Below are 17,983 nucleotides of genomic sequence, written 5' to 3' on the forward strand. Positions count from 1 at the left end.
CAAGCGCTCAGCACAGCAGGCAGCCACTCACTCAAACACCTCCCCCAATCAAACAGCTACATCTCCCGCAAAATACGGAGATTTCCCGAAATACTCGATCAACAATTGCGCAAAGACCCGGATCTTCTGCGCAGGATGCTGACCGGCCGGGCGGACTAAGTAAGCACCCGCTGGCGGTGGTGGATAACGCGTCATGATCGGCACCAGTGCGCCGGATGCCAGGCTGTCATACGTTAGGCAATCGGGCAGGTACGCGACCCCGAGTCCTGCGACTGCGGCGGCGACTAGCGCGATGCCGTTGTCAGCCTTGAAGCGTCCTTGCGGGCGAATGGCGACGATCTTGTCGCCATCCATGAATTGCCAAGCTTCGGTGCTTTGCATCAGGGCTTGATGGGCGACTATCTCCTCAGGTTTCTCGGGTGAACCATAAGCCTTGATATAGCCCGGACTCGCGACCAGCTTGCCGTTGATCGGGCCGATGCGTCTTGCGATCAGGTTGGAATCCTGAAGGTAGCCAACGCGGATCGCGCAGTCGTAACCTTCGGCTATGAGGTCAACGAAGCGGTCGCTGTAGCAGGTCTGGATCTGAAGTTGCGGGTGCCGCACGGCCATTTCCGCCAGTACGGGGGCGAAGTGAGTCGGGCCAAAAGAGAGCGGCGCGGCCACTCGTAAACGACCCTGCAGCGCTCCGGCAGGCAGGATCGCTTCCCTGGCTGACTCCATTTCTGAGCAGACCCTCGCTGCATAATCGCGAAAGGTCGCGCCGGCCTCGGTCAGCGCCGCGCCGCGAGTCGAGCGTGTCAGCAACTGCACGCCAAGCTGTGCTTCCAATCGCGCCAGCCTGCGACTGACGATTGACTTGGACACGCCCAGCCGGGCTGCGGCAGGCGAAACGCCTCCCGCGTCAGCAACCTCTACGAATGTCTGAAGCTCTTCGATATCCAAACGGTGTTCCTCATTTCGCGACACAGCCAAACACTTGGCAACACTACCGGATTAAGCATCGAAACAGCACAGTGTTGTTCGCAGGCAGCGTCGGCGCTGGCGTATGCCGCTCATTACCAATCCAATTCATAACGACAACACGGGATCTACTAATGACTTTTCGTAACGGCCTTACATCGCTTCTTCGTCCTGAGGATTCGGTACTCGTTCTGATCGACCACCAGCCTTTCCAGCTCACTAATCTGAACAGCCATGAGCCGCAAATGGTGGTCAACAATGCGACGGCGTTGGCGAAGGCAGCCAAGGCGTTCAACGTGCCCACCATCTTGACCAGCGTGATCGCCGAGCGGGGCGGTTTCATCTTTCCGCAAATCCTCGATGTTTTTCCCGGCCAAGAGGTGATTGATCGGACGCTGATCAACACCTGGGAAGACCAGAAGGTGGTGGACGCGGTAAAAGCGACGGGCCGCAAGCAACTGGTTATCGCGGGTCTGTGGACCGAAGTCTGCGTCGCCATGCCGGTGATCCAGGCACTCGGCGAAGGTTGGGATGTAACGGTGATCACTGACGCATCCGGCGCGGTTTCGGTCGAGGCCCATCAAGTGGCGATCCAGCGCATGATTGCGGCGGGTGCGAACATGATGACTTGGCTCGCTCTCGCTGCAGAGTGGCAACGTGACTGGGCTCGGGAGGAAACCGCCGGTGCGCTGACCGATGTGCTGCTGCAGCATGCTGCCGGTAGCGGTATTGCGTATCTGTGGGAGCAGCAGTTGCTCAACGCGCCAGTGCCGGCCAGCGCCGGGTGATCTGAGTGGGGGATGAAGAGCTGGTTGATCGATGTCTGGCCACAGACATGGCGAGTCTTCATCTCCTCTCGCAGCAACTGGAGAGGTCTGTTCAGCAGAATGTGAGCCGTCGGTCGCGAAGGGAAATCGGGTATTGATATATCGGAAAATCTCGATATCATCCGAGCTATGGACTTACTTGAAATATTCAAAGCACTCTCAAATCCGGTACGCCTTCAAATCCTGAAAGGCTTGAAGGACCCCGTGAACAATTTCCCTGCGCAGGATGAGGGTGACGTTTTCACGGTGGGTGTCTGCGTCAGCAGTATCCAGGAGGGTATCGGGCTGTCGCAGTCTACGGTGTCGGGTTATCTGGCAACCCTGCAACGAGTGGGCCTGGTCGAAGTCAGGCGCATCGGTCAGTGGACGTACTACAAACGCAATGAAGCAACTATCAGTGCCCTTGCCGAGTTGATCGGGAAAGATCTCTAATTTTTTTACTACATGATATCGAGATATCTCGATATTCCTTTTTGTCGATACGAGGATTTCAAAATGAAAGCGATGCTACTCAAATCATTTGGCGGCCCGGAATCGTTCGAACTCTGCGACGTACCCAAGCCAGTGCCGGGTGTGGGACAGGTCTTGGTGCGGGTATACGCAACCTCCATCAACCCCTTGGATTTTCAGGTTCGGCGCGGCGATTACGCTGACTTGGTGCCACTGCCGGCGATTACCGGACATGACGTTTCGGGCGTTGTCGAAGAAATCGGGCCGGGGGTGACGGGCTTCGCTCCGGGGGACGAAGTCTGGTACACCCCGCAAATATTCGACGGGCCAGGCAGTTATGCCGAGTACCACGTTGCGGCCGAAAGCATCATCGGCCACAAACCGCCATCGCTGAGCCATCTTGAGGCGGCAAGTCTGACTTTGGTTGGCGGCACGGTGTGGGAAGCGCTGACCGTGCGAGCGGCGCTCAGGGTAGGGGAAAGCATTCTGATACACGGCGGCGCGGGAGGCGTGGGTCATGTAGCGATCCAGGTCGCAAAAGCCATTGGCGCGCGGGTCTTCGCCACCGTGCGCGAAGCAAACTTTGAGTTCGCCCGTAGCATGGGTGCCGATGTGCTTATCGACTACAAAAAGGAAGATTACGTCGACGCCATCCTGCGCGAAACCGGCGGCCAAGGTGTGGATGTGGTGTTCGACACCATAGGCGGCGACACCCTGTCGCGCAGCCCGGATGCGCTGGCTCAACTGGGCCGTGTGGTCTCGATTGTCGACATCGCGCAGCCGCAAAACCTCGTTCAGGCCTGGGGCAAGAACGCCAGCTATCACTTCGTCTTCACCCGACAAAACCGCGGCAAGCTTGATGAGCTGAGCACGTTGGTGGCTCGCGGTCAGTTGCGCCCACACGTTGGCGCGGTCTATTCGCTGGCCGATATCGGCCTGGCCCATGCTCGGTTGGAAAGTCCCGAGAACGGCCTTCAAGGCAAAATCGCGATTGCAGTTGAGCCATCGCTTATTTCCTGAGCGCCTATTTTCAGCCGTCTAAGTCGTATCAGAGGAAATGCCATGATTTATGAAATTGCTCTGCTTCCCGTACACAAAGAACGCATTGAACAGTTCAAAAGTGCCTTCGCCGAGGTCGCGCCGTTGCTCACCCGCGCGAAGGGTTACGGCGGCCACTTGCTCGCGCAAGGAATCGAAACCCCCGAGCATTTCAACCTGATAGTGCGCTGGGCTTCACTTGAAGATCACTCGCCGGGCTTCGAGGCGAGTGATGACCATCAGATGTTCATGCTGGGCCTGGAGGACTATTTTTCTGAAGAACCGAAGGTCCACCATATCGAAGAAGCAGTTTTCTAACTGGATCGATGCTCAGTGGACGGCATCGCTCGCCGCACTCCACCGTTCACACCTGATCCAACGCCTCAATCACACCTTTGTCCTCGCCCAGAAAACCACCGCTCTGGTGCTGCCAAAGCCGCGCATAAACGCCATTCTTCGCCAGCAGTTCACTGTGGGTTCCCTGTTCGATAATGCGCCCGTCATCCATCACGATGAGCCGGTCCATGGCGGCAATCGTCGACAGTCGATGGGCGATGGCGATTACGGTTTTGCCTTGCATCATCTCATCGAGGCTTTCCTGGATTGCGACTTCGACTTCCGAGTCCAGCGCGCTGGTGGCTTCGTCGAGCAACAGGATCGGGGCGTTTTTGAGCATGACCCGGGCAATTGCCACGCGCTGGCGTTGGCCGCCCGACAACTTGATGCCGCGCTCACCGACCAAGGTGTCGTAGCCGCTATGACCTTGGCGGTCGCTGAGTTGGCTGATGAACTGGTCGGCCTGCGCATTGGCGGCGGCGCTGCGGATTTGTTCGTCGGTCGAGTCGGGTCGGCCGTAGGCAATGTTGTCGCGGATCGAACGGTGCAGCAGGGACGTATCCTGCGTGACCATGCCGATTGAGGCGCGCAGGCTGTCTTGCGTCACTTTTGCGATGTTTTGGCCGTCGATGCAAATCTCGCCGCTGTCGACGTCATAGAAACGCAGCAGCAGGTTGATCAGCGTGGATTTACCCGCACCGGAGCGTCCGACCAGGCCGATTTTTTCGCCAGGACGGATGTTCAGGTTGAGGCCGCTGAGTACTTGGCGCTCGCCGTTGTAGTTGAAGCTGACATTGTTGAAGGTCACCGCGCCGCCGGTGGTTCGCAGCGTGCCCGCATCCGGCGCGTCCTGCACTTTGGTGCCGAGGGTCAGCGTCGCCATGCCATCCTGGGCGGTGCCGATGCTTTCGAACAGCGAAGTCATTTGCCACATGATCCAGTTCGACATGCCGTTGATCCGCAACGCCATCGCAGTGATCGCCGCCACGGCGCCCGCGCCGACCGCACCGTCATGCCAGAGCCACAACGCATAACCGCCCGCCGACATGATCAACGCCACTACCAGTGCCTGATTGACGATCTCGAACTGGCTGACCAGGCGCATCTGGCGGAAACCGGTTTGCTTGAAATCCTCCATCGCCGCACGCGCGAAATGCGCTTCGCGATTGGAGTGGGAAAACAGTTTCACCGTGGTGATGTTGGTGTAAGCGTCCGAAATTCGCCCGGTCATCATCGACCGTGCGTTGGCCTGCTCCTGGCCGACTTTGCCCAGACGCGGCACGAAATACCACATGGCCAAGCCGAACAACACGAACCAGGCCATGAAGGGCAGGATCAGCTTCAGCGCGAAGCCGCCGGCCAGCGCGATGATCGCGATGAAATACACGCCGATCCCCGGCAGGATCTCGATCATTGTGAACAGCACGTCGCGCACGGCCAGCGCAGTCTGCATGACCTTGGTGGTGACGCGGCCGGAGAATTCATCGGAAAAAAACGAGAGGCTTTGTCGCAGCATCAGGCGATGGAAATCCCAGCGCAGCCGCAACGGCAAGTTGATCGCCAATACCTGGTGCTGCAACATCGTGCGCAACGCCACCAGCCCGACGCTGGTCACCATGACAATGCCCATGCCCCACAACACGCGGCTTTCCTGCGCCGCCGCTTCACCGCCGGCCTGCCAGGTCGAGAGCAGGTCGACGATTTGCCCCAGAAACGAAAACAGCCACGCTTCGTAGATCGACACACCGGCACTCAGCACCGCCAGCGCCAGGATGTAACCGCGAGCGCCGCGCGTGCAGGCCCATAGGAACCGGGCCAGGCCAGCGGGCGGCGGTGGCACTTCGTCAGGCGGGAAGGGGTCGAGTCTTCGTTCAAATACACGAAGCATGCTGGTCTCCAAAACGATCAAGTTGAGGGGATTCTGCCATTGAACGGATGCTTTGAGGGTTTTGCGAACGTTGGGGGCGGCGATGAGGCGAGGTATGCGATATCTGGCCGACCTCAAAATCGGCTTATATTCACGGAGGAAAAAATGCGGATGTACATCACAGGTGCCTTGTGTGCGGGCGGCACCAAACAGGGGCTAAACCTCGCAACGCTGCTCGGTGTACGGCATGTCGATGTCGATGATTTTTTCTGGATGCCGACCAATCCTCCTTTCACCACCAAGCGACCTGCCGAAGAACACGTGGCGCTGATCCAGCAAAAAATTCGCTGACGCAGATTGGGTGCTGAGCGGCTCATGTATGGGGTGGGGAGAAGCGCTGATTGCTCATGTCGATCTGATTGTATTCGTCGTGACGCCGACGCACGACGACCCCAATTTTTCAGGACGCAATCGAGTTTGGCACGAGGCTTTGGTATCTCGGCAGAAGGCGCCGGTGTCGCATGTTGATGGGGTGGAGAGTGCTGAGAGGATAGTTGCGGGCGTGGTTCAGGAGGTGCGGATGCGACACGGAGCGATTCTGTAAAAACTACCCAGTCATTAATCGAATCAATAACAACCATTAACTCAATGAAGTTCTCATATCAGCACCGCGGCGTAAGATCGGCTCAATTCCAAACCACTCCACAGAGCACATGATAATGAAACGCCAAACCATCCTCGGCATCGCTTTCTCGATCTTCGCGCTGAATGCTTTCGCAGCGACTGCTGCCCAACCTGTGGTCGCTGAAGGCGCCTCGGATCGTCTGTTCAGCGACGCGGTCGCCGCTGCTACGCAAACCGATCCGCTGTTCAGCGATGCCGTCGCAGAGGATGGTTCGGATCGTTTGAAAGGCAACCTGGTTGCCGAAGGTGGCGCAGAACGTCTGCTCGAACGCCGTGCAGTCTGAATGCATGGTTCCAACGTAAGACTCGGCGAAAAGCCCGGCCTCATCAGCCGGGCTTTTTTGCTTTAGAAATGACACGCGGCGGTCGCGCATGCTGCATGTGCTGTTCCACATGGCGCGCCACGACCAACCGGCCACGTCCGACACCATCGCGCAGATGCTCGGCACCAATCCGGTGGTGGTTCGGCGGACCATGGCACTGTTGAAAAAGGAAGGTTATGTGCGCTCGGAAAAGGCCCACAGGGGAGGGTGGACGCTGGCAGAAATGACTCTGCTGGACATCCATCAGGCGCTGGGCTCGTCTTCGCTGTTTGCCATCGGTTTATCGACCGACCACCCACAATGCCTGGTCGAACAAGCGGTGAATGCCGCGCTGACGGAAGCGTTTGACGCGGCGCAGGCATTGTTGATTGATAGTTTACAGCGTCTGCGGCGGGCAGGACCGGTGACCAAGCCCATTTGTGCCACCGCGGCATGTCTGAAATTCCATCTGATCGCATTTCCCTGGCTCCCCGAAACCCCTAATTTAGACGCCTAAGCATGTGATTGAAGGATGAGAGTTATTCTTCAAGTAGCGCTCGACCACTGTTGATCAACCCTGCAAAGCGTTTGGCGTCCAGAGGTGGAATGCGCGTTCAGGCGGTGACGATGTAGTACGCAGCCTCGGGTATGCGGTTAATGCACATGAATTGATTCAGGGAAATGATCAAAAAATTATGCCTCACGTGGAATGCCTATTTTTCTTCTGCCGTCTTATATGGCCTTTTAATTAAATGTCTATGGGTTTCATATTAAGAGAGCGCAGTAATGATCAGATTTAATGACCTAGCCATTTTTGTGCGTGTGGCAACCGTTGACAGTTTCTCCGTCGTGGCTAGGGAAATGGATCTCTTTCCTGCTCAAATCAGCGCCGCTATCAAGCGCTTGGAGTGTGAACTTGATACGCGCCTGTTTGCGAGATCAACACGAAGTTTGCGCCTAACAGCCGAAGGCGAACGTTATCTGCCTTACGCTCGGGAGGTTTTGAATACGCTCAGTGAGGGGCGAGCCGGGTTACAACAGGACGATCGTAAACTCCATGGCGTCTTGCAGATCGCCAGTGCCTCAGATTTCGGGAGAAATGTGTTGCTTCCCTGGCTGATCGATTTTCGTCGAGACAACCCTGGTCTGGTGCTTCGTGTGATGTTGTCCGATAGCGTCTCGGACATCTTTCGCGATCCGATAGATGTAGCCGTTAGGTATGGCACGGTACAAAACGCCGACTTTATCTCTTTGCCCTTAGTGCCTGGCAATCGCCGTGTACTGGCTGCATCGCCGGCTTATATAGCGCTGCACGGGCGGCCCAAGTCCGTGGAAGATCTTAAGACTCATGCGTGTCTTCGTTTCCATATGAATGGAAAACTCTACGACAGATGGATATTTCCCAAGTTGCCGGAGAGCGACTTCGTTATTGTAAACGGCCCTGTTCTAAGCGATGACGCAGACGTCATTCGACGATGCGCCATCGCGGGGGAGGGGATTTTGTACAAATCATGGATGGACGTTTGTGAAGATGTCAGTGCCGGTCACTTGGAGGTATTACTACCTGAGGTTCCAGGTGAGCTTTACCCTTTGAGTTTCGTTTGCCCGCACAGGAAACAGTTTACCCCGGCGATTCGTTTGCTTTACGCGTACTTGAAAGATAAGTGTGAATCGCTGTTGATGACGCACGCCTAGGCGTGCGCCAGACGTTATTGTGCCAACACCTATCTGCTTCAATCTAGCTGGACAGAAAGCCCGGGATAGTCGGTGTACCCTTCCTTCCCTTGGCTGAACCACGTCGAACGATCCTCTTGCCTCAGCGACAAGCGACGGCGAAGTACCTCTGGCAGCTGGGGATTGGCGATAAATGGACGTCCGAACGCCACGGCGTCGGCAATACCCGCTTCCACAACCGCCTCGGCACGAGCCGAATCGTAATCTGAGTTAAGGATAAGCGTGCCTTTGAAGGCATTACGAATGATGGCTGCGCTTGGAGGGTATTCCGAGACGCCAAAACTCCCGTCAGCCGGCGGCTCGCGAAGCTCGAGATGGGCAATACCGATCTCGGATAACACTTCAGCGGCGTGGGTAAACAAAGGCACAGGATTACTGTCCCTCACGCCCTGGTCATGACTGCTGGGGGTTAACCGAACACCCGTCCGATCTGCTCCAACGACTCCCGCGACCGCTTGCGTCACTTCTTTGAGCAGCCTGACCCTGTTCTCAATTGAGCCTCCATGGGCGTCGGTGCGAAAGTTGCCGCTGTCGCGTAAAAACTGATCGATCAGGTATCCGTTGGCGGCGTGAATCTGGACGCCATCAAACCCCGCCAGCAACGCATTCCTGCCTGCCCGGGCGAAATCGGCAATCAGTGGCGCGATCTCCTCGAGCGGTAGCGCTCGAGCCTGGGAGTAGGGTTGTTTCCCCGCGTAGGTATGGGCCAGTCCAGGTGCTGTCGTCACCGAGGGACCTATGGGTTGTGCGCCGTCAAGGAAGCTGGGATGTACCACCCGGCCCATGTGCCACAGTTGAGCAATTATTCGACCACCGCCAGCGTGCACAGCGTCGGTAATCAATCGCCAGCCGGCAATTTGCTCAGCGGACCAGATACCGGTTGCATAGGCCCATCCCAGGCCTTGCTGGCTGATGCCGATCGCCTCGCTGATGATAAGCCCCGCCGTCGCACGTTGAGCATAGTAGTCAACCATGATGGGGGTAGGGACGTGATTCTGCGTTCCTCTGGCCCGAGTCATTGGGGCCATGATGATGCGGTTAGGTAATGTCATGGCGCCCAGACGCAGGGACTCGAACAGTGTGGCCATGTGGATCTCCTTTGTGTTGACGAAAATGTCAGGTTTAAACCAGGCGTGCGCCGCCATCGACGTTGATCGTGGCGCCGTTCATGAAGCCGTTGCTCATCAGGAAAACCACCGCCGCGGCCGCTTCGTCGGCAGTGCCCAGGCGGTGCAGAGGCAAGGTTTTCTCCAGTGCAGCGACAAAGCCATCGCGCGCATCGCCCATGGCTTTCGCGAGGATCGGCGTATCGATAGGGCCTGGAGACAGGGTGTTGACCCGGATAGGCGCCAATTCGAGGGCCAGGCCGCGGGCGAATGCTTCCATGGCAGCTGATGCAGCGGCGAGCACCGCCGTGCCGTGCACATTTGGGTCTATCTGCAAGCGCACCGGAAATAAAGGTGACGGAGCCGTCTTTGGAAAGGCGATTGCCAAGCGCTCTCAAGGCATATACCGAGGCCCAGATTCGCTCGTCGAAAGCGCGTTGCAAATACGCCACATCCGCTTCGAGCACTTTGCCGGCGACGAACATACCGGCCAGCAGCACCAGGTGATCAACCTTTGGGGTATCGGCCAGAGCGGCCTGGATTTGTTCGGGCTTAGTGACATCAGCGGCACGCCAGCCATCCAGCTCGTGGGTATTGGCGGCTTGCTGTGCCCGGTCTGGGTTGGAGCCGATCACGAAGACCTTTGCACCAGACGCCTTGGCCTGAATTGCAGCTGAAAGGCCGATACCAGATGTGCCGCCGACGACTACCACGGTTCAATCCAGAAGGGTGTGTGGGCGTACGTTGCTATGGCTTGGGTTGGAAATGTCGATCATCACTGTTGGCTCCTCAAGGCATCGAATTGATGCTGTGAGGACAGCGTATGCGTAACCTTCAAAGTTGATAATAGGGTTTCAAGTGGTTACTATTGTGCCATGAAAGCACAAATTGGATTGGACCGCCTGACAGGTCTTATTGCCTTTGCTCGCACGGCCTCGCTGGGCAGCTATACAGCCGCTGCACGGGATCTCTCCGTGTCTCCCTCGGCCGTCAGCAAAAGCGTTCAGCGCCTGGAAGAGCATTTAGGTCTGCGCCTCTTCAGTCGCACCACCCGCTCGCTGACCCTGACTCCCGAGGGACGTGAACTGTACGAGCGTGCATTGCGGGTGATCCGGGAAATCGAGGACATTGAGCAGACTGCGGTAGCGTCGAGAGGCGAGCCGTCAGGCACTCTGAAAGTAACTGCGCCGCTTCCCATCGGCGTCAACATTCTTGCTCCTGCGCTCCCGGCGTTCCGTGAGCGTTACCCGAAACTGGCGGTGGACCTGCGGATTGGCGATCAATTCGCCGACATTATCGAGCAGGGGATAGATGTCGCCATCAGGGTCGGCAACCTGGCTGACTCCAGGCTGGTTTCCAAGCCTCTCGGCCCACATCGAATCTGCACCTTCGCATCGCCCGGCTATCTCGCCAGAAAGGGCAAACCGCGCAACATCGATGATCTGGTCAATCATGATTGCATCAATTTCCGTTATCAGAGTTCGGGACAGGCGCTACGCTGGCCCTTCCAGGTGGGGGAGCGCGTTGTCGAGATCACTCCCGACGCCACCATGACCATTGATGTGAGCGACGCGGTCGCGATGACGCTCGCCGCAGGCGGCGGTATTGGTATCTCTCCGACTTATGTTGCCGCGCCTTATGTGCTGAGGGGTGAGTTGGTACCGGTGTTTCCCGAATATGCGGTAGACAGGTTCGTCATCACCGCTCTCTGGCCCGAAAGCCGCAGAGGCAATCCAAACGTGAAGGTATTTGTAGACTTCCTACAAGAAGTGTTCCCGGTACCGGCCCCTTGGGATGTGATAGTCGAATCGGCGGGTAATGCTCAGCGCTAACGACGTTCGACAGCGCAGCGCTCAGTTGAGTTGCTCGATCCAGGAGGACACCGAGTCACCACTGCTCATGTTCGGCCGGATAATCCCGTTGATCATGAACGTGGGCGAAACGTGGACGCCGTTTTGTCGAGCATACTTGCACTGCCATTTGATGGCCTGATCCAGGGTTGGAATTGCGAAGGCCTCTGCCAGTTTGATGCCACTGTAATGCTCGAGGCGCTTAATGATGTCTCTGGGCGTTACGTCCAGATTGGGGCCTTCAGCGTGATTGTCGAATTCGAATTCCCTCCGGTGCGCTGCGACAGCGGCCATGACATTCTTGGCATTTTCTTTGCCGCCCTCAAGCGTCGCTGCGGCAAGGATGCACCGGATGATGACGCCTGAAAACATATGCCAGGGCTGGGACTGCAGGCGAATGATCAACGTGATCCGGTCTTCGCCAGCCTCTGCGAGGAGCGCATCGAGCTTGAGGAACGCCTTGACGGAATAGGGGCAGGTGGGCTCGAGAAAAACTTCAAACAGGTGAGGGCCCTGACCCCACGAAAGCGTATCCACTTTCACTGGCCGGTCGTTTTCAGGTTTTTGCATAAAAGTACCTTTCAGTGAATCAGAACGAAGTGAGGGGCCCCTGCGGGAGACAAAATAGCCTGAGTACACTCAGGCATAGAGCACATCCCAGAGTCGTTTTAACTTGAGTGTCATATTGGTTTCAGACACGCTCTGAAGTGTTATGACTTCTTTGAAATATTTGGCGTAAATCGCTTCAGTTACGTGCCGGACCTCGCCGTTTTCATCCAGTTCGACATCGGAAAATCGAAGGATACCTACAGGTTCGAACCCCGCACGCTCAGTGAACTGTTGCATGGCTTTCGACTTCATCGTGACGTATGAAAAAGCCATTGCGATACCCATCGCTTGAGCCAGCGCATCCACGATATAAGCCGCAAAAAGCGTAGCCCCCGTGCCCCGATGCGCCGGAGCGCACACACCATAGCGGCTATGGAGAGTCAGCGCGTCTCGATCCACTTCCAGGCACAACGCGCAGACAATTTCCTCGCCGTGTCGACCGATGTAAACGATAACGTCCTTCGCCTTTTCACCCGAAAAGTAAACCTTTGTCTCATAGAATCGTGGCTCAATATACTTTTTGCCAGATCCGACACGGATGTCCGGATACCACGATTTGATAAGCGCGCATAGAAGGTCAATATCATTACGTTCCAATTGCTCGTAGTTATATTCAGTCGGAGTGATGGTATTTTTGGGCAGCTCCGTGAGTAGCGGCCAGGATGCGTGTTTTATCATGTCGATCTCGTTAAAGTTCAGGCGTGATGCTGCTGACGATTTGAAAGCAGTTGTTTGCCCGAATTTATGGATTTTTAGGCTCGAAGCCGATCAGTGGTGCCTTAGCCATTTCAGAAACCCTCCAGGTACCGCCGTCGGCGCTTTCTGCATAAGAATGGAGCGGGCATGTTGCTGTCGGAGCATTTGGAGGCGGGTGAGGGACATGCGCAATTGCGACCTTTCACCCATACACCGACGTACTTCATCCCGATGCAGTTGAAGTACTTTCACTGCGGAAAGCGCAATGAATTGCGCGCCGTTTGGCTTGTTATCCATGACGCCTTCTTCGCCTAATACTTCCCCTGGCCCCATCCGCGCGACTTCGACCCAATGGGCTCCATCGTTCAACTGGACGGACACCACTCCACTGCCGATAACCAGCAAGTGTTCGCTGATTGCGTTGGCTTTCAACACAAAGTCGCCAGTTGCCAGCCAGGTTGATAGCAGGTTCATGGCGAGACGGTCTTTATCCTCTGAAGTGAAACTTGCGAAAATGCGCACGTCGTCCAGCACAAAGCGAGTGATACCGGCCACCGGGATTTCAGCAGAATTGGCGATATCAACGCCGGATGCGCGTAGATGCCTGTAAGCAATGTCGTAAAGGCGATTACGTGCTGCAATTTTTTCGGCAGGCGTGCCGACAAAACCGATGACCTCATACTCCAATAAGCCTTCCGTTATGTTTTTGAGGATGACCTTGGGCGCAGGAACTGGCAGTAGCGCTGAATAACCCAGCAGCGCCTGCTCGAGTATTTCCTGGACGCGTTCGGGTCGAAATCGCAGAGGCAGGTGCAGGCTTATCGTCACCCCGTGTTGATCTTGGGGCCTGCTCATGTTTTGTATTTTGGTTTTCGCCGCCACCGAATTGGGTATGACGACGGTGCTGCCTTGCGAGGTCAGCAACAATGTGGCGCGCCAATCGATGTCGGTGACCCTGCCTTCCATGCCATCGATTTGAATCCAGTCGCCCACTTGATAAGGGCGAGTGGCATTCAGGACAATCCCGCTGAATACATCGCTGAGTGTGCTTTGCAAAGCCAGGCCGACGATAATGGCCAACGCGCCAGAAGTGGCGAGCAATCCTTTGACGGGAAGTTCCAGTACGTAGGCTGCCGCTGCGACGGTGGCGACCAGAAAAATCAGAGCGCCGAGCACTTCCCTGAGCAAGCGACCGCCTCCCTCAGTTCTGGATATCAGGATTGCGCCGAGCAACTCCGTCAGCATCCGCGCGCTTAAAAACCACCAGACGAGTACCAGCAGTGTTGCAGCCAACTGCCAGGAACCAGAGTCAGGATCGCGCACGGGTTGCAAGGGGGAGTTGCCGGACAGAAAGATGGCAGCGCTGTAACAGGCGTAGAGACAAATATTAATGCCCACGCGCAACCCCTGCAGCCTTCGGGGAACAATCCACCAACCAATAATATCGGCGATTAATATCGCCCCGAGGAGGGCGCACAGCCATTCAAGTGTCACGATGTGACCCTCCCGGAGTCTGGTGCATTCGTGCTTTCCCACAAGCGGCGGAACAGGCGATCAAATGGCGACGCCACGCCAGAACTGGTGGAGTTCAGCACTGATGAATTCAGGCTTTTCCTCAAATACCCAATGTCCGCACTGCGCGATGACACCACCTTTTGCCGACAGCGCGATGTGTTTTGCCGAGGTAAAACAATGGTCGCCAAATGACACTTCGCCACCCCAGGCCAACACTGGGATCTTTAGCTTCCCCTTGGTCAGTTGCGCGGTCTGCTCCGCCATTTGCGGGATAGAGCCATAGTGATTCAGGCTGGCACGCAGGTTGCCCGGTTGGCGCATCTGCATGACGTAATAGTCGATGTCGTTCTCGGGCATTGCCGTCGGGTTGTAGGCAAAATCTCTGAAGAAGTGCCGCAGGTACATATCCTCCCGACCTTCAATAAGGGCACGGCTGATGTCCATGTTCATGTGCATGCTCAGATGCCAGTAGGGCACCCGCGGATCGACATAACCTGGAAAATCCAGGCCAAAAAAAGGTGTTTCGATAGTGGCCAACGACAAAGCGCGTTCAGCCGCCAGGTAGGCCAGGGCAACCGAAGGCGGACCTCCCAGGTCATGGCTGAGGATGTGGAATGTATGAGCCTGTTCAACCTCCAGCAGACCGAGCATGTCTTTAGCGATATTGATGGGGTCGTAACCTTGATACGGCTTATCGCTGTCGGCGAAGCCGCGGAGGTCGGGGGCGATGAACGTGTAATGTTCTGCGAGCCTGTCGATGACCGGCATGAACTCTCGATGATTTTGTGGCCAGCCGTGCATACAGAGGACCACGGGGCCTTTCCCGGCAACCACGTAGTTGAGTCGAACACCGTTAACGGTGGCGCGTTTGTGCGTCAGGTTGGTCATGGCGAGTGCCTTTTTTGTCCCGTCTGACCCGGGCCTTTCGAGCCCGGGAGCGTAAGGCGGGTGTGCAATGTGATGCATGCCGGACCCGGCCGGGTGAACGGCATGCGCAAGGCTTGCTTAGTTAAGGTGAGCCTTGAGTTCTGTGCCCGCCTGCCTCATGGCCGCCTTGACTTCCGGTACCTGGCTCAACGGGTTCAGCAGGCCATAGTCATGGATCATGCCGTTGTAGCGAACCGCCGTGACATCGACCCCGGCCGCGTCCAGCTTCTGCGCGTAGGCTTCGCCTTCATCGCGCAACACGTCCAGCCCCGCAGTTTGTATGAGGGCAGGTGGAAGTCCTTTCAACTGATCGATGCTGGCCTTGAGCGGGGAGGCATGAATTTGCGCCCTGGCTTTCAGGTCGGTTGTGTAACTGTCCCAGAACCAGGTCATCATGTTCCTGGTCAGGAAGTGGCCTTCAGCGAACTGCTTGTAGGTGTCCGTCTCGAAGTTGGAGTCCGTGACCGGCCAGAGGAGCAGCTGGAATCGAATTTTCGGAGTGGCTTTTTCTTTAGCCATCAGGCTCACGACAGCGGCCATGTTGCCGCCGACACTGTTACCGGCCACCGCCAGGCGCTTGCCATCCACGTTGATCTGTTTACCGTTTTCCGCCACCCACTTGGTGGCCGCGTAAGCCTGGTTAATGGCGGTGGGATAATGGGCCTCAGGGGATGGTGTGTAATCGACGTACACCGCGACCGCACCGGAGGAGACGACAAGGTCGCGAATCAGGCGCGCATGGGTGGGATAATCCCCCAGGACCCAGCCGCCACCATGAAAGAACATGAAGACTGGAAGCTCGCCTTTGGCTTTTTCAGGCCGAACCACCGTCAGCTTGATCGTCTTGCCATCGGCGGTAATGGTCTTGTCACTCACCTCAACGCCCGATAGATCAACCTTTACCGAGTTTTGCGCGCCCGTCAGCACCGCGCGGGCTTCTGTTGGACTCAATTGCTCGAGCGGCTTGCCGCCACCCGCCGCCAACGCATTCAGAAAGTCTTGGGTTTGATGTTCCGGTATTGGATTGCCGGCGGCCATTGCGGACCCGACCGATAGGGCGATCATCGCTGGCACTGCTTTCACGACGTGTTTCATGTTGCCTCCTGAAGCCATTGGTTTGTATGAAGCGTGTAAGAACGAGGGCGACTATCGATGTCATCCGGTCAGCCTCGTATGGGGGGGTTATTGGGCTAGATAACCGTTGCGGGCGAATGCGAGGCAGGCGGCTCGACCAATCCCGCTTAATGCTCCGGTCACAAGAACGACGTTGCTCATCATGGTTTCCCTTTTAATAAGACATGGCCACGTCAGGACGACGCAGCGCGTGAGGTGTCTCGACGTCAAACCAGCCGCGAACCTCCATCGATATTGATCGTGGCGCCGTTCATGAAGCCGTTGCTCATCAGAAACACCACGGCTGCACCCGCTTCGTCCGCCGTGCCGAGGCGATGCAGTGGCAGGGTTTGCTCCAGCGCGGCGACATAACCGTCGCGCGCATCGCCCAAGGCTTTCGCAAGGATCGGCGTGTTGATGGGCCCCGGAGAAAGGGTGTTGACCCGGATAGGTGCAAGTTCCAGAGCAAGGCCACGGGCCAATGCCTCCATGGCAGCCGATGCAGCGGCGAGCACCGCGGTGCCGTAAGCGTTTGGCCGATCTGCCAACGCACCTGAAATCAAAGTCACCGAGCCCTTTTTGGAAAGGCGATCGCCGAGAGCCCGCAAGGCATGTACCGACGCCCAGATCCGCTCATCAAAAGCGCGCTGCAAGTACGGGATGTCCGCTTCGAGGACTTTGCCGGCGACGAAGGTCCCTGCCAACAGCACCAAATGGTCAACCTGCTGTATGTCTGCCAGCGCGGCATGGATCTGTTCGGGCTTGGTGATATCGGCCGCACGCCAGCCGTCCAGCTCATGGGTGTTGGCGGCCTGCTCTGCGCGTTGCGGATCTGAACCCAGAACAATGACCTTTGCACCCCGGCCCTTGGCCTGAATCGCGACAGCCAGGCCAATTCCGGAGGTCCCCCCAAAGACAACAATGTTTTTGCCTGCTAAATCACCGGTTAAGGCGTCCTGCGCGGAAGTAATGGAGTTCATGTCTTAATCCTCATGCTGATAGCGGTGGTGTATTTTTGAAGTCTTGCCCGACGCTACTGGATGGTCTGCCGGAGGGACGTTCGGAGCCAGTTCGATACGGCCTGTGCAAAGGCTTCAACGTCTTTTCCATTGCCAGTGATGATCCACTTCAAGGCCACAACATCGTCGGGCATAAATATCGCGCCATAACTACTCAACTGGATCACCAATTCGACGGAGTTATTGATGGTTGCTTTTTTTCCAACCAAGATGCCTGCCTGGGCAAGCACTATTGCGCCAAGTCCAATTCCCGCAACCAACTTTCGGGCTTTATCGAATTCTTGTAGTTGAGCGATAACATTGATGTTATTCCACAAATACTCTTTAGTCCCCGCTCCCCCCATGACAGCGATGGCATCGAAACATTCGCTGTACAGCTCTTCCAGATCTTGAGTCTTGATGTGTTCAAAAGTCATTCCGTGCGTAGTGCGTGCATCGACGGAGAAAATTTTCAGGTTATATTCTTTGCGCCATACACCCAGGCACGATAAGAGCATCGGTGCGTCTATACGTCTCGGCGGGATAATGATGGCTAAGCTTTTCATAGATGTATCCTAACGACCCAGCTAACTAAAGGCGCCGTATAAAAGTGCATATTGGCTATCGCTGTTACCTGTAGCCGCTGCACCGATTGCAGCTCTGGAGTGAGCATCACCCTGTCGCATTCAAAAATACAGGTGCGCTACCGATTAACACCTAAACTCTTGCGATGTAAATGCGTGCAGCCCAGGGTTTTAAAGGCGTAGCGGCATTAGCACTAAATTCATTTAAGTCCTAAATGCTGGCGTGCGTTCTCTTCTTCGCTGCTTGGAAATATGATCCAACTGCAAAGGGTTTACTCGTTGATCAATCTGCACGGTGACCCTTCTAAGGCGGCATGTCGTCAATTGAACATGTTAAGGAAATCCGTGAGGTGTTGAATGAGCGAGCCATCGGAAAAGCTGCAG

General features: G+C 56.4%; 18 protein-coding genes and 3 pseudogenes. 9 read left to right on the forward strand and 12 right to left on the reverse strand.

The features are described 5' to 3' along the window. Nucleotides 1–48 precede the first annotated feature (48 nt). Nucleotides 49–945 carry a LysR family transcriptional regulator gene (locus C4J87_RS12310; protein ID WP_124367003.1) on the reverse strand — a complete coding sequence of 299 codons (897 nt, stop codon included), beginning with the start codon at nucleotides 943–945 and terminating at the stop codon, nucleotides 49–51. Between the two features lie 152 nt (nucleotides 946–1,097). Between C4J87_RS12310 and C4J87_RS12315 the strand changes: the two genes are divergently transcribed. The 4 genes from C4J87_RS12315 to C4J87_RS12330 all read left to right on the forward strand — a co-directional run bounded on the left by C4J87_RS12315 (nucleotide 1,098) and on the right by C4J87_RS12330 (nucleotide 3,596). Then, on the forward strand, nucleotides 1,098–1,751 hold the full coding sequence (locus C4J87_RS12315; RefSeq protein WP_124362794.1) for a hydrolase: 654 nt from the start codon (nucleotides 1,098–1,100) through the stop codon (nucleotides 1,749–1,751). A 168-nt stretch (nucleotides 1,752–1,919) separates the two neighbouring features. Next, entirely contained in the window at nucleotides 1,920–2,222 is a 303-nt protein-coding gene (locus C4J87_RS12320; RefSeq protein WP_101209484.1) for a helix-turn-helix transcriptional regulator, read from the forward strand. 63 nt (nucleotides 2,223–2,285) lie between these two features. Then, nucleotides 2,286–3,260: a zinc-dependent alcohol dehydrogenase family protein gene (locus C4J87_RS12325; RefSeq protein WP_124367004.1), complete on the forward strand. Its 975-nt coding sequence runs from the start codon at nucleotides 2,286–2,288 to the stop codon at nucleotides 3,258–3,260. 42 nt (nucleotides 3,261–3,302) lie between these two features. Continuing rightward, nucleotides 3,303–3,596 carry an antibiotic biosynthesis monooxygenase gene (locus C4J87_RS12330; protein WP_124367005.1) on the forward strand — a complete coding sequence of 98 codons (294 nt, stop codon included), beginning with the start codon at nucleotides 3,303–3,305 and terminating at the stop codon, nucleotides 3,594–3,596. A gap of 46 nt (nucleotides 3,597–3,642) precedes the next feature. Here the strand turns inward: C4J87_RS12330 and C4J87_RS12335 are convergent, their stop codons facing one another. Beyond that, entirely contained in the window at nucleotides 3,643–5,502 is a 1,860-nt protein-coding gene (locus C4J87_RS12335) for an ABC transporter ATP-binding protein (RefSeq protein WP_124367006.1), read from the reverse strand. Between the two features lie 144 nt (nucleotides 5,503–5,646). Between C4J87_RS12335 and C4J87_RS12340 the strand changes: the two are divergent. The 4 genes and pseudogenes from C4J87_RS12340 (at nucleotide 5,647) to C4J87_RS12355 (ending at nucleotide 8,162) form a co-directional block, all read left to right on the forward strand. Next, nucleotides 5,647–6,085: pseudogene (locus C4J87_RS12340) on the forward strand (adenylate kinase). Nucleotides 6,086–6,200: 115 nt separating this feature from the next. Continuing rightward, nucleotides 6,201–6,449: a hypothetical protein gene (locus C4J87_RS12345; RefSeq protein WP_124367007.1), complete on the forward strand. Its 249-nt coding sequence runs from the start codon at nucleotides 6,201–6,203 to the stop codon at nucleotides 6,447–6,449. A gap of 64 nt (nucleotides 6,450–6,513) precedes the next feature. Beyond that, nucleotides 6,514–6,984 (forward strand): annotated as a pseudogene (locus C4J87_RS12350) (Rrf2 family transcriptional regulator); the annotation flags it as partial. A 269-nt stretch (nucleotides 6,985–7,253) separates the two neighbouring features. After that, nucleotides 7,254–8,162, forward strand: a complete 909-nt coding sequence (locus C4J87_RS12355) for a LysR family transcriptional regulator (RefSeq protein ID WP_124367008.1) — start codon at nucleotides 7,254–7,256, stop codon at nucleotides 8,160–8,162. A gap of 38 nt (nucleotides 8,163–8,200) precedes the next feature. Here C4J87_RS12355 and C4J87_RS12360 read toward each other — a convergent pair whose 3' ends face one another. The 3 genes and pseudogenes from C4J87_RS12360 to C4J87_RS26365 all read right to left on the reverse strand — a co-directional run. Next, nucleotides 8,201–9,289: an alkene reductase gene (locus tag C4J87_RS12360; protein WP_124367009.1), complete on the reverse strand. Its 1,089-nt coding sequence runs from the start codon at nucleotides 9,287–9,289 to the stop codon at nucleotides 8,201–8,203. A 34-nt stretch (nucleotides 9,290–9,323) separates the two neighbouring features. Further along, nucleotides 9,324–9,587 carry an SDR family oxidoreductase gene (locus C4J87_RS26360; protein WP_256680074.1) on the reverse strand — a complete coding sequence of 88 codons (264 nt, stop codon included), beginning with the start codon at nucleotides 9,585–9,587 and terminating at the stop codon, nucleotides 9,324–9,326. Nucleotides 9,588–9,705: 118 nt separating this feature from the next. Continuing rightward, nucleotides 9,706–10,020: pseudogene (locus C4J87_RS26365) on the reverse strand (SDR family NAD(P)-dependent oxidoreductase); the annotation flags it as partial. Between the two features lie 162 nt (nucleotides 10,021–10,182). Here C4J87_RS26365 and C4J87_RS12370 point away from each other — a divergent pair. Then, nucleotides 10,183–11,139, forward strand: coding sequence for a LysR family transcriptional regulator (locus tag C4J87_RS12370; protein WP_124367010.1), 957 nt, complete (start codon nucleotides 10,183–10,185; stop codon nucleotides 11,137–11,139). Between the two features lie 21 nt (nucleotides 11,140–11,160). Here the strand turns inward: C4J87_RS12370 and C4J87_RS12375 are convergent, their stop codons facing one another. The 7 genes from C4J87_RS12375 to C4J87_RS12405 all read right to left on the reverse strand — a co-directional run bounded on the left by C4J87_RS12375 (nucleotide 11,161) and on the right by C4J87_RS12405 (nucleotide 17,581). Beyond that, complete coding sequence (locus C4J87_RS12375; protein ID WP_164487657.1) at nucleotides 11,161–11,727, reverse strand: thioredoxin domain-containing protein; 567 nt, start codon at nucleotides 11,725–11,727, stop codon at nucleotides 11,161–11,163. 69 nt (nucleotides 11,728–11,796) lie between these two features. After that, a complete protein-coding gene (locus tag C4J87_RS12380; protein WP_124367011.1) occupies nucleotides 11,797–12,444 on the reverse strand; it encodes a hypothetical protein in 648 nt (215 codons plus the stop codon). A 90-nt stretch (nucleotides 12,445–12,534) separates the two neighbouring features. Continuing rightward, nucleotides 12,535–13,956 (reverse strand): mechanosensitive ion channel family protein, encoded by a 1,422-nt coding sequence (locus tag C4J87_RS12385; protein WP_256680077.1) that lies wholly within the window; start codon nucleotides 13,954–13,956, stop codon nucleotides 12,535–12,537. A 60-nt stretch (nucleotides 13,957–14,016) separates the two neighbouring features. Beyond that, nucleotides 14,017–14,865: an alpha/beta fold hydrolase gene (locus C4J87_RS12390; RefSeq protein WP_164487534.1), complete on the reverse strand. Its 849-nt coding sequence runs from the start codon at nucleotides 14,863–14,865 to the stop codon at nucleotides 14,017–14,019. 117 nt (nucleotides 14,866–14,982) lie between these two features. Beyond that, nucleotides 14,983–15,999, reverse strand: a complete 1,017-nt coding sequence (locus C4J87_RS12395; RefSeq protein WP_124367013.1) for an alpha/beta hydrolase — start codon at nucleotides 15,997–15,999, stop codon at nucleotides 14,983–14,985. Nucleotides 16,000–16,244: 245 nt separating this feature from the next. Further along, nucleotides 16,245–16,997, reverse strand: coding sequence for an SDR family oxidoreductase (locus C4J87_RS12400; protein ID WP_124367014.1), 753 nt, complete (start codon nucleotides 16,995–16,997; stop codon nucleotides 16,245–16,247). Between the two features lie 53 nt (nucleotides 16,998–17,050). Further along, nucleotides 17,051–17,581, reverse strand: a complete 531-nt coding sequence (locus C4J87_RS12405) for a DJ-1/PfpI family protein (protein WP_124367015.1) — start codon at nucleotides 17,579–17,581, stop codon at nucleotides 17,051–17,053. Nucleotides 17,582–17,983: the final 402 nt, after the last annotated feature.

The organism is Pseudomonas sp. R1-43-08 (assembly GCF_003852255.1).
GTDB lineage: Bacteria > Pseudomonadota > Gammaproteobacteria > Pseudomonadales > Pseudomonadaceae > Aquipseudomonas.